Consider the following 12297-nt stretch of genomic DNA (forward strand, 5'->3'; position numbering starts at 1 on the left):
AATGGAAACTACCGGTACAGACAACCAAATTAGGATGAACGCTTCGTGGTTGGTAAAATATCCGACCGTAACTTTGCAAATACGCAACATGCAAGAAACAACAGGCAAACACAGGTCAAGGCTTTGCATATTGCCAATTGGCTATTGTCTATTAATTTTTGAAAATCCAGCACATGAACCTCAACGATCTCTATCAAAAAGCCTCCAACTTTGAATTTTTAACTGTTGAAGAAGGCATGTATCTTTTTCAACATGCACCACTTACTGAGCTGATGTTTGTGGCCGATGAATTACGCAAACAACAGGTGCCGCATGGTAAAGTAACCTGGCAGATCGATCGGAATGTGAACACTACCAATGTATGTATTGCCAATTGCAAGTTCTGTAACTTCTTTCGCATACCCGGTCATGCTGAAGCATACATCACCGATATTGAAACCTATAAAAAGAAAATTGAAGAAACCATAAAGTGGGGTGGCGATCAATTACTGTTACAAGGTGGGCATCATCCTGAACTCGGATTGGATTTCTATGTAAACCTCTTCAAACAACTTAAAGCATTATATCCAAACATTAAACTGCACACACTCGGGCCACCCGAAGTGGCACATATCACCAAGCTGGAAAAAAGTACGCATCACGAAGTATTGAAAGCATTGAAAGAAGCAGGAATGGATTCATTACCGGGTGCGGGTGCGGAAATTTTAATTGATCGTGTACGTCGGTTGATCAGCAAAGGAAAATGTGGTGCGCAGGAATGGTTGGATATTATGCATGAAGCACATAAACTCAACATTACCACCAGCGGAACAATGATGTTTGGTCATGTAGAAACATTGCAGGAACGTTTTGAACATTTGGTAAAGATCCGTGAAGTGCAAAGCCGCAAACCGGAAGAAGCAAAAGGTTTTCTTGCATTTATACCATGGACCTTCCAGGATGTAGATACATTGCTGGCAAAAATTCGTGGTGTACATAATTTAACTACTGCTGAAGAATATGTACGTATGATCGCCATGAGCCGAATCATGTTACCAAACGTGAAAAATATACAGGCGAGTTGGTTAACTGTTGGTAAACAAACAGCGCAACTTTGTTTGCAGGCAGGTGCCAATGATTTCGGAAGTATTATGTTGGAAGAAAATGTAGTGAGTGCTGCCGGTGCACCGCATCGCTTCACCTACAAATCAATCCAGGAAGCTATTCGTGAGGCAGGTTTTGAACCGCAACTCCGCACACAACAATATGAGTGGAGAGAATTACCGAATGTGATTGAAGAACAGGTGGTGGATTATTAGGGTCGGGGCGCTTACAGCGACCTGAACCGTAAGTATATAAGCACAGCCGATGCGATGCATCGGCTGTTTTCGTTTAGAACGGTAATGGCTCTTCGTTTAAAATAATCTCTTTTTTAATAAGTCCTTTTTTTAGCTGTTGATAGCTGATGCGTTTCGATTGACCTCGGTTTCTGTAATACAATTTGTTTTGATGTATTTCTACAAACATCTTTTCCTGTTGCGGAAACTGGTACACCGTTCGCCAATCCTGCATACCGATTTGCAGTTGCGCATTCCAGTATTTGAGTATGATCATTTGTATAAATATAAGTTGAAAATCAATAGAATTTTATACAAGAAGGTGCGTATATTTATGTGTTGTGTGCTATACTGTGTGACGGCTTAAAATTTGAATAAGAAAGAAATTATTCAATCCTTAAAAATATATCCAATACGTAATCTTACCATGACAGAGTTTAGCGTTAAGTTTTTTTCAATTAAAAAACTGTTTCAATATTACTTACCAACGACACTTTCTTTCTTTATGCTTGTGACGATTGAAAGAAATATGGAGCCAGATATTGGTGGATATGAAAAATTATATGGGTTGCCTCTTTCGTATATTTCAAGTAACTATGCTTTTACACATCACTTTGACGTTTATATTTTAGCATTACTTTTTGACTTGCTGCTTTATTTTATTTTGACACTTCTATTCTTTAAATTAATTGAGGCAATCGGAATAAAACTTAAAACACATTGGACTTTCGTTTCACTTGGAGTTATAGTTTGTATATTTTGGCTTTGTTCTTTTGCTTTGATAACTTTTGAAAGCACTTTTAAATTGAAAAACGATTTCTTTTATTTCAAAACAACGAGTAGTCGTTTATATTTCGGTTCGTTCCCCTGGTAAAAAGTACAGCACACAACACAGCATACACGAAAGTCAGGGCTGGACATTGAAACTTGTGCAGCATCAACATGGCAACAGTAGTTAGGGGCTAGACTCGTTCTAATAATTTTTACGTTAAATTCATAGTCACATTTCTTAAAATCATTTCCACCGGGCTGGACCAGCTATGACTTCCCTGCCCTGCGTGTATGCAAAACGTTATGCATAAGCTTAAATCAAGATTTCGTTGACAATGAAATTGACAAATATTTCCCTGACAATAATTTCTCTTCTTTTTGTTGGTTGTAACTCAACCCAACAAAAGGACACTAACTTAAATAAACCATCAGCAAATATTGACGTTGACACATTACATATTGACAAAGTCGCTTTAAAAGAAACGTTTCAACAAGAGGACACCGCCTACAATGAATATCTTACGGACAGACTAAAACCAATCCGGGAAAATTTTAAACGCATTAATTCAATTGCCACATGGACATCTACTGAACAAAAGGAACTTAATGAATCAACCGAAAGCGGTGAAGTAACATTTTACTATTCAAATGGAGTTCTAGAAAAAATGGTGACACGGCATTTTGGTGAAACCTTTCAACAGTTGACAGAGTACTATTTATTGAAAGGAAAACTCTCATTTGTATTTGAGAAGTCTTACAAATACAATCGACCAATTTATTACGATTCGACTTCAATGAAGGAAAATAAGGATAATCAAGCTTTTGACTTTGAGAAATCTGAAATTATTGAGGACAGAAGTTATTTCGACAACGAAAAGCTAATTCATCAGGTAAACAACCAAGACTGTGGTTCTCCTTTTGCAAGCGACTATTTATCAAAGGAACAAATGCGGTTAAAAACAGACTTTGATAAACTCAAAGCAATGACAAAGCAAAATTGAAAAGCCTGTGCATAACATCAGGTTTCGTGCAATTGGGGCATGACGTTGAAGCAATCATCGGCAGTGCATATCCAGGCTTTATATTCGGCGGACGTAATTCTGCGGGGCAGTAGTTCTTAACTTCGGCTTTTAGTTATAAATTTAGCTTCAGTTTCGGGCGGACAGTTAGTCAATTCCCCAACTGCACAAAGCCCTGAACGTTGGCTGCAATTAAAATTACCCTCTATTGACAAAGAACATTTTTTATTCCTGGCAATCAGACCTGCCTAATAATACAAATAGAGGATTTATTGAAAGTTGCCTTCAAAAAGCTATAAAGGATTTGAAGGATAAAGACCTTCATTTAGAAATTGCAATTGACAGAGATACAAAAGGGGTTTCTGGAACACCAGACATTATTAAAACTATTTTTGACAAGATTGCGGAAAGTCATGTTTTTATTGCTGACATTTCCTTTATAGACGGGAAAAGAAGTAAAAAGAGGAGTTCCAATCCTAACGTTTTAATTGAGCTTGGTTATGCAGCAAAAGCAATTGGTTGGGAAAATATCATTTGTATATTCAATACACAATTTGGTAAAGTTGAACAATTGCCTTTTGACCTTCGCCACCGTAGACCTTTAAGTTATCAAATCGCTGACGCCGCAAACAAAACAAAGGAACGAGAATTACTGTCAAAGCAATTGAGTCAAGAAATTTCCAGTATTATTCATAAACAAAGCAGTAAAGACCAAATCATTGAATACATAAAACTTCAGCTTGACAAAGAAGTTTTATCAATATGTAATCATATCAAAAAACTACTGTACGGTTATAGCAAATTTTTCACGCTGAACGACATCTTTAATATGCTTGATTTAAAGCGTGATGCTTTGAATAGAATCTTTTCCGAAAGTGAATTTATTGGATTTCAGGTAGTGAAGGATTGGCAAAGTTATCGTGACAATTTGAAAACGCTAATTGAAAATCCTACATTTTCAAAGTACATTGATGAAGATAAGCTTGCACCAATTATTCAAATGACAAACACTTTGATGCTAATTGAACTGAACTTTAAACAACGTAACTTTTTCAATGAAATAAATAAGCAAGCTGACAATTGCGAAATTATAGCGGCAAATGAAATGAATAAGTCCAACCACGAAGACAGCTATATTCTGCTTGGGAAAAAGAAAGATGCAAAAGCAGGTAAGGTTTTAGACGCTGGCATTATCTACAAATACAACCTTGACAGAGCATTAAAGTTTTATAAAGTCAAAGAGACTGAAATGTTCGTTTTGACTGAATTGTTTAGCAACTTGTTAGAAAATTTAAATGATACAATTAAAAAATGGGGTGACAACATTATGATTGACCCCGCAACATTTAAGTTACATTAACTGCAGCCAACAGTGTGTTTATAAAATTGTGGCTGGACGTTAAGCATTCAGCTATAAATCGCTATTTTGCTTTTGTGGTTAATTAAAACAGAGTTTTTCAATTGCCACAACTTCATAAACACTTTAACGTTGGCTGCTATTTCACAACCACTCTGCTATGGGACTATTTGATTTATTTAAAAAGCCACTAATCGTTAACGATGACTTTTTCGGCGCTTTACGCTTTGTAGACTTTAAAGACCTCTCAAAAGATTACTTTGAAGGCAATGGTCATTTCACCCCGACTGGCAACGAAACTGAATATTTAATTCAGGCGGACAAAAATGGTCCAACTGATGAACAGAAACAGTTCTATCGGGATTTACAATCGAATTTCAACCAGTTCATCGACAAAATCAAACCCTTGATTGAAGACGAGTTCCGCAACTGGAAAGAAGATTTTGTAATCAAAGACTTCAATAAGGAGTTTGAACTTGTGTGTATTACAATTCCACGGTTTGACGTCAGACCGCTGATATGGGACATGGCTTTTACGACCATTCACGACGAGAACCATCATGTGACGATAGACTTCATCGACTTTGAACCTAATGGCATTTTAATAGACGGCTAACACCAACGGCAGGTAACATGGGTTTGCCAATATACCGGCTGATGAACATAGGCTTCAGCCCTTGTTGGTATTCCAGAAATAAGCACGCCGAGGTTGTGTCTCCCGACCAACCGTATAAAAAAAATTTCTTCTTATCAGTTAAAACGAAATCATCTAAATCACACAATACATAACAATTGACAACGGTTGCAGCGATTTTACAAACGTTTTACATCTGCTTTACAAGTTTTTACCAATAAAAAGCTGCAGGCAAATTGACAACTGATAGCTTTACTTAATTGTTTCACCAAATCAATTCAAGTCATGAAAATCTATCTTCTTGCAATTCTGCTGCTTTTTCAATCTCCTTTTGTATCTCCTATCGCAGATCGTAATAAGCCAACGCTAAATAAAACTAAACCCGGTGTTGCAAACATCGTTTTTAAATCTACTGATGGCGGACAAACGTGGAAAGATATCAGCGAAGGGCTACCCGAAAAGTTGCAGGACGATGGTACACAGAGAGATGGTTTTTTTGCAAACGAAAGTGGTTTCTATGTACGTGTTGAAAACGGGATCTATCAGAGTAAACCAAATTCCACTGCTCCTTTTTGGGGAAAAGAGATTTTCCCTGACAAACAGGGCAGCATTGCTGCTTGTAAGAGTGGGCTAATTGCCTATAATAACGATGGCCAATTTTTACAAAAATTAAACGGAACAAATGTGTGGTTGCCTGTGTACACGAATTTTCAAGAGAAAGGGGTACGCACCGTTTTTGAAACTACCGGAGGTGCCGTTTTTATTGGCTGCAACAACGGCCTTTTCAGATCTACGAACAGTGGAAAAACCTGGAAACAAGTGCAGGCTGGTGGCTGGGCAATGAAATTGGTTGAGTTAAACGGTGTACTGCTGGCAACCAGCCACCGAGGGATCATCAGATCGACCGATGCCGGCGAAAACTGGGAGTTGGTGATAAGCGAGGGCGGTGTGGGTATCGATGTAGCAGGCATCGAAGGCGGATTTGCTGCTATTACGTTCAATACACAATCGAATACAAGAAGAATCCGAACATCGTACGACGGCGGTAAAACCTGGCAGCCAATTGATGCCGGCTTTCCGGAGCAAACCTTGATTGTTCCGGTAGTGAGGCCCTTTTCTCAAATGAATCAAACTGATTCAATTTGGAATCCGAATAACAATACCAGTCTTCCGAAGCAAGCCTTTATCACTTCCATTGTGCAGGTTGGTGAAAATTTCTATTGTGGTCATCCAGACGGTATTTTCAAAACAGCAGACAACGGGAAAACATGGAAACTGATACTTCCTTCTATTGAAAACAAGGTTTTTAATTTATCTGTTTCAAACGGTGTGATCTATGCAATACCGAGGAATAGAGGATGTTGAGAAGGTCAGAAGTAGTTCATTTCACCCGAAGGAAATGAAGTAGTTTAAACCTCCTGTGTTTTTGAAACACCGGAGGTTTTTTGTTCAGATGAATTAACTTGAACATTCAAACTACTTCGTATGAGAAAAAATCAAGCTCCTTTTCATGTGCTGTTAACTATCTGCAGTGCCATCTTTTCCCTTTCAACAATAGCACAAGGCACTTTGTTGCTGCGTCAGCCATCCGTGAGCAAACAACAGATTGTATTTGTACATGGCGATGATCTCTGGGTGGTAGCCCGTGAAGGTGGTGATGCACGACGGTTAACAAGCGCCGTGGGTGCAGAAAATAATCCACGCATCAGTGCCGATGGAAAATGGGTGGCCTTTACCGGGCAATATGATGGTAATACCGATGTGTACCTGGTATCTATTGATGGTGGCGCACCAAAACGTCTTACCTGGCATCCGACACCCGATCTTGTTCAGGGCTGGTCAAATGATAACAAGATCATTTTCACTTCCGACAGAATGGGTTACCCAACTGCCAATACAAAATTTTATACCGTTGCAACAACAGGTGGTACACCGGAGCCAATGATCCTGCCGTTTGGTTTTGTTGGCAGCATGAGTGACGATGGAAGTATGATGGCGTATCAACCGCATCGCTTTTGGGATCCTGAATGGAGAAACTATCGTGGCGGACAGGCACAACCCATCTGGATCTTCAACATGAAAACACAGGAGACAACAAAAACATTTCAGGGTGATCGGGAACGACACACTGCACCTGTTTGGGACAATGGAATTTTATATTTTTTGAGTGAACAGGACTATGCAAACAATGTATGGTCGTACAACCCAAAAACAAAAGCGCAGAAGCAACTCACCTTTCATAAAGATTATGATGTAAAAAATTTATCGGCCAGCAATGGTGTTTTGATTTATGAGCAAGGTGCACGTTTGCACAGTTATGATATTGCAACAGGTAAAACAAAACCGTTAACCATCAATGCAAGCGGTGATCTTAACTGGGGACGTGCAAGATGGAATACTATTTCAGGTGCACAACTTACAAATGCAAGTCTTTCACCAACGGGTAAAAGAGCGTTGTTCGAACATCGTGGTGAAATTTTTTCTGTACCAAAAGAAAATGGTGATTGGAGAAATATTTCCCGCACTACGTCTGCTGCTGACCGTTATCCTGCATGGTCAGCTGATGGACAAAAGATCGCCTGGTTCTCTGATGCAAGTGGTGAATACCAGTTAATGGTTGGTGCACAGGATGGATCGGGAACGCCAAAAGCATATCCCATCCCCAATAAAAAATTCTATTACTATCCATCATGGTCGCCCGATGGAAAATACATTGCATTTACTGATACAGATTATAATCTCTGGAACTTAGATCTTGCCAGTGGTAAAGCAACATTGGTAGCTACCGATCGGCTCGCTCATCCCAATAGGACATTGCATCCTGTATGGAGTCCGGATAGTAAGTGGATCGCTTATGTGCAGATCATGGAGAACCAATACAAAGCGGTAAAAGTGTATAATGTTGATGACAATAAAAGCACCGCCATCACTGATGGTTTGAGTGATGCTATCAGTCCGCAATGGGATGAAAGCGGAAAATATTTATACTTTTTGGCGAGTACCGATTATGCATTAAGTACCGGTTGGTTAGATATGAGCAGTTACAATTATCCGGTTACACGTGCATTGTACATGGCTGTTCTTTCAAAAGAAACATCAAATCCATTTGAACCGAAGAGTGATGAAGAGCCAACAAAGCCGGGCGAAGAAAAACCTGTACTCACAACTAAAAATACCGGTGATACGGTAAAGCCTGTTGTAACAAAACCAACCGGCGTAAGAGTGAAGATTGATTTTGATGGTATTGATCAACGCATCATTTCAGTAAACATTCCGGTACGTGATTATCAGGATCTCGTTGCAGGACCAGATGGACATGTGTTTATTGCAGAAGCAATCGCCAATGAAAATGGACTGGTATTGCATCGTTACAGCGTTAAAGACCGAAAAGCAATTGAATTCCTGCGAGGCATTTCATTTGCATCTTCCAGCTTCGATCGAAAAAATCTGTTGTACAGCAGTGGCCCATCATGGTTTATTGTGAATACAACGGCTGCTGCACCAAGGCCTGGTGATGGTCGTTTGTCTACTGATGGCATGCGAGTGTATGTTGATCCTGCAAAAGAAGCAGAACAAATCTTTAAAGAAGGCTGGCGCTATCAACGTGATTTTTTATACGTCAACAATACACATGGTGCACCATGGGATAAAGTATATGACTGGTATCAACCGTGGTTGAAACATGTAAAGCATCGTTCTGATCTCAATTACATTATTGATATTCTTGGTGGCGAAATCGCCGTTGGTCACTCGTACACATCAGGTGGTGATTTTCCACAAGTGCCAACCATTCCTGTTGGATTGCTGGGTGCGAACTATACAATCGACAAAGGTTTCTTTAAGATCACAAAAATATTTACCGGCGAAAACTGGAATCCTGAATTGCGTTCGCCGTTAAGTGGTCCGGGTATGAATGTAAAAGAAGGTGAGTATTTAGTTGAAGTTGATGGACGGCCGTTAACTGCTGATATGAATTTGTATAGTTTGTTTGAAGGCACTGCTAACCGACAAATTAAAATTCGTGTCAACAATAAACCATCAACAGAAGGAGCAAGATCGATCACCGTTGTGCCAGTTGCAAATGAAGCAGGATTGCGTTCAAGGGCATGGGTAGAAGGCAACAGAAGAAAAGTAAATGAACTATCTGGCGGTAAGCTTGCATATGTGTATGTGCCTAACACAGGCAACCCCGGTTATACTTCTTTCAACCGCTATTATTTTGCACAGCAGGATAAACAAGGTGCCGTAATTGATGAACGCAATAACGGTGGTGGATCCGCTGCAGATTATATGATCGATGTAATGGGAAGAAAACTGCAAGGCTATTTCAACAACCGTGTTGAAGGTCACAAGGTATCTACAACTCCAATGGCAGGTATCTTTGGTCCAAAGGTGATGATCATTAATGAAAATGCAGGATCGGGTGGTGATCTGTTACCTTATATGTTCCGTAAAAGTAAACTCGGTCCGTTAGTGGGCACACGTACCTGGGGTGGCTTGGTTGGCACATGGGATACACCACCATTTATTGATGGTGGAAGAATGGTGGCACCACGTGGTGGCTTCTTTGATACCGATGGTAAATGGGCAGTGGAAGGAGAAGGGATTGCTCCTGATATTGAAGTGTTCTATGATCCAAAAGCATTGATCGAAGGAAGAGATCCACAACTTGAACGTGCTGTACAGGAAGCATTGAAATTATTAAAGACAGAAGGAGTCGAATTGAAAAAAGAACCTGCAGCGCCGATACGTTACAAACGACCATCGTAGTATTTTATAAACCTTTTTTTCAAAATCCACTCTTGATAAGAGTGGATTTTTTTGTTGACATGGTTCTGCTTTTGTTATTATCTTGAGTTAGAAAATTTCAGCACACTTCCTTTCTTATCATTTAAACCTTCAACTATGGCACTACTGATCATTCTTGGCGCATTGGTTTTACTTGTTCTCTGGATCATTGGCATGTACAACGGAATGGTAAAAGCAAAAATAACAATTGACAATGCCTGGAGTGATATCAGTGTGTTTCTGAAAAAGCGCTTCGACCTCATTCCTAATCTGGTGAACACAGTGAAAGGGTATGCAGCACATGAAAGTCAGACATTGGAAAAAGTAGTGCAGGCACGTAATGCAGCAGTTTCTGTTGCTCCCGGCGATGTGGCAGGTATGGCAGCAGCCAACCAGCAATTAGGTGGTGCGTTAAGAGGGTTACTGGCCATTGCTGAAAGCTATCCCGATCTGAAAGCAAATGCACAGTTTCTCGAACTGCAAACAGCATTGCAGAATATTGAAACCGATCTTGGTAACTCACGCCGTTATTATAATGCGACCGTAAGGGATTTTAATACATCGATCCAGCAATTCCCCGGTGTTCTTGTTGCCAATGCTTTTTCCTTTAAAGCACGTGATTTCTTTGAACTGGAAAATAAAGAGGAAGCAAAAAATGTGGAAGTAAAATTTTAAACCGCTTCCCTTGAAAAAAAATATTGCATCACTCCTTATTTCTCTGGTGATCACGCTTGCTGTGAATGCACAGGAAGCATTTACCATTGAGCATTATCATGTAGCTGTAACTGTAAACAAAGATGCATCCGTCGATATAACTGAAACGATCAATGTAAACTTTACAGAAAGCCGTCATGGTATTATCCGAAAGATACCTTATAAATATGCACTGGTGCCATTACCCGCTGGTACACAAAAAGCCGACAGGCAGTTGGAATCGAACGGCTTTGCTAAAATCATCATAGAAGATATTAATGTGTGGGGACATGATTACTCAGTAAGCAACAGCGGCAATTACAAGGAAATAAAAATCGGTTCAAAAGATAGTTATGTTGAAGGTCAACAACAATACATCATCCATTACAGATTTTTGAATGCTGTTAATTTTTTTAAAGATCATTCCGAACTTTATCTGAATATTATTGGCGACCAATGGGATACCCGTATCGATTCCGCTACGTTCTCTATTGAATTGTATGATGCATTGGCGGCCAGTCCTGCGTTTTTTGTTGCAACAGGCAGCACCGGTTCACAGGAAAACAATACTGTTTCAACATGGTCGGGGAATAAATTGTTTACCGGTGGCACAACAATCCCACTGCAATCAAATCAAGGACTTACTGTTGGCATTGCATTTCCTGATCAGTTTTTGATCAAACAAAACTATCTGTTGCGTGGCCTTCATTGGCTGCTCTTGCCTCTCCTTGTTTTCGGGCTCATGTTTTGGGTTTGGAGAAAATGGGGGAAAGATGCATCGCTTCCCATTACCACACAATATTATCCGCCTGATAATATAAGCCCGAGTGTTGCCGGATATATTATTGATGATGGATTAGATAAAAGAGACCTTACTGCATTGATTCCATATTGGGGTGCAGGTGGATATTTACAAGTAAAAGAAACAGAAAAGAAAGTATTGCTGGGGCTTATCAAATATTCTGAATACGAATTCATCAAATTAAAAGAGCTGCCTCCAACAGTTCTTTCATTCGAAAAAACATTATTCAATGGAATATTTGCATCCGGCAAAAAAGTACAACTGGAAAGTCTTAAAAATGTATTGTACACAACCATGAATCAGGCCAAGCGGCAATTGGAAGCTGAGGTTGACAAAACTGCTTACTATGAAGCCTATTCCAGAGGTTTGGTTTACTTCTTTATTTTTATTGGGGTTGCTTTGTTTGGTCTCAGCATTTTTCTTTTCATTATTAACTGGGGTAACCCTTTTTGGTTCCCCGTGGCAATAGCAACCAGTAGTATCATACTCATGAGTTTTGGTGTATTCATGTCGAAGAAAACACCAAAAGGAAATGCACTTTACCAACAGTTAGCCGGCTTTAAAGAGTTTATACAAAAGGTAGATAAAGATCGTCTTGCACTGTTCTTAAAAGAGGATGAACATTATTTTGATAAGGTTTTACCTTTTGCCATCGTGTTTGATGTGGCTGATAACTGGAAAGATAAACTGCAGGGGTTGGATGTGCCACCACCTACATGGTATGTTGGCAATTTTCATGGCTTTAATACGCATCTGTTCTTAAACAGTCTCAATGATTCTATGAATCAAATGAGCGATAGCTTTTACAGCACACCCAGCAGCAGTGGAAGCAGTGGCGGCAGCTTTAGCAGCGGTGGCGGCGGTTTCTCCGGTGGGGGTTTTGGCGGCGGTGGCGGAAGCAGTTGGTAAACTTCGTT

10 protein-coding genes are annotated in these 12297 nt (G+C 39.8%); 9 read left to right on the plus strand and 1 reads right to left on the minus strand.

The annotated features are described in order from the left end of the window. Positions 1 to 173 precede the first annotated feature (173 nt). Complete coding sequence (gene mqnC, locus WG989_RS05180; protein WP_340427822.1) at positions 174 to 1298, plus strand: cyclic dehypoxanthinyl futalosine synthase; 1125 nt, start codon at positions 174 to 176, stop codon at positions 1296 to 1298. A 73-nt stretch (positions 1299 to 1371) separates the two neighbouring features. Here mqnC and WG989_RS05185 read toward each other — a convergent pair whose 3' ends face one another. After that, positions 1372 to 1593, minus strand: a complete 222-nt coding sequence (locus WG989_RS05185) for a hypothetical protein (protein WP_340427823.1) — start codon at positions 1591 to 1593, stop codon at positions 1372 to 1374. Between the two features lie 93 nt (positions 1594 to 1686). On the opposite strand from WG989_RS05185, the gene WG989_RS05190 reads away from it, so the two are divergent. The 8 genes from WG989_RS05190 to WG989_RS05225 all read left to right on the plus strand — a co-directional run bounded on the left by WG989_RS05190 (position 1687) and on the right by WG989_RS05225 (position 12289). Then, the gene (locus tag WG989_RS05190) at positions 1687 to 2190 is read left to right on the plus strand and encodes a hypothetical protein (RefSeq protein WP_340427825.1); all 504 of its coding nucleotides are present in this window, start codon (positions 1687 to 1689) and stop codon (positions 2188 to 2190) included. Between the two features lie 232 nt (positions 2191 to 2422). Further along, positions 2423 to 3088 (plus strand): hypothetical protein, encoded by a 666-nt coding sequence (locus tag WG989_RS05195; RefSeq protein WP_340427826.1) that lies wholly within the window; start codon positions 2423 to 2425, stop codon positions 3086 to 3088. Positions 3089 to 3314: 226 nt separating this feature from the next. After that, positions 3315 to 4466, plus strand: coding sequence for a hypothetical protein (locus WG989_RS05200; protein ID WP_340427827.1), 1152 nt, complete (start codon positions 3315 to 3317; stop codon positions 4464 to 4466). 157 nt (positions 4467 to 4623) lie between these two features. Beyond that, complete coding sequence (locus WG989_RS05205) at positions 4624 to 5079, plus strand: hypothetical protein (RefSeq protein ID WP_340427829.1); 456 nt, start codon at positions 4624 to 4626, stop codon at positions 5077 to 5079. Positions 5080 to 5382: 303 nt separating this feature from the next. Further along, positions 5383 to 6462, plus strand: a complete 1080-nt coding sequence (locus tag WG989_RS05210) for a WD40/YVTN/BNR-like repeat-containing protein (protein WP_340427830.1) — start codon at positions 5383 to 5385, stop codon at positions 6460 to 6462. 120 nt (positions 6463 to 6582) lie between these two features. Continuing rightward, entirely contained in the window at positions 6583 to 9867 is a 3285-nt protein-coding gene (locus WG989_RS05215) for a S41 family peptidase (protein ID WP_340427831.1), read from the plus strand. Positions 9868 to 10002: 135 nt separating this feature from the next. After that, positions 10003 to 10560, plus strand: a complete 558-nt coding sequence (locus tag WG989_RS05220) for a LemA family protein (RefSeq protein ID WP_340427833.1) — start codon at positions 10003 to 10005, stop codon at positions 10558 to 10560. A 10-nt stretch (positions 10561 to 10570) separates the two neighbouring features. After that, positions 10571 to 12289, plus strand: a complete 1719-nt coding sequence (locus WG989_RS05225) for a DUF2207 domain-containing protein (protein ID WP_340427834.1) — start codon at positions 10571 to 10573, stop codon at positions 12287 to 12289. Positions 12290 to 12297 lie beyond the last annotated feature (8 nt).

The organism is Lacibacter sp. H407 (assembly GCF_037892605.1).
Lineage (GTDB): Bacteria > Bacteroidota > Bacteroidia > Chitinophagales > Chitinophagaceae > Lacibacter.

Coding starts and splice junctions, on each gene's coding strand:
- mqnC (WP_340427822.1), top strand. CDS start 174: ATGAACCTCAACGATCTCTATCAAAAAGCCTCCAACTTTGAATTTTTA.
- WG989_RS05185 (WP_340427823.1), bottom strand. CDS start 1,593: ATGATCATACTCAAATACTGGAATGCGCAACTGCAAATCGGTATGCAG.
- WG989_RS05195 (WP_340427826.1), top strand. CDS start 2,423: ATGAAATTGACAAATATTTCCCTGACAATAATTTCTCTTCTTTTTGTT.
- WG989_RS05205 (WP_340427829.1), top strand. CDS start 4,624: ATGGGACTATTTGATTTATTTAAAAAGCCACTAATCGTTAACGATGAC.
- WG989_RS05210 (WP_340427830.1), top strand. CDS start 5,383: ATGAAAATCTATCTTCTTGCAATTCTGCTGCTTTTTCAATCTCCTTTT.
- WG989_RS05215 (WP_340427831.1), top strand. CDS start 6,583: ATGAGAAAAAATCAAGCTCCTTTTCATGTGCTGTTAACTATCTGCAGT.
- WG989_RS05220 (WP_340427833.1), top strand. CDS start 10,003: ATGGCACTACTGATCATTCTTGGCGCATTGGTTTTACTTGTTCTCTGG.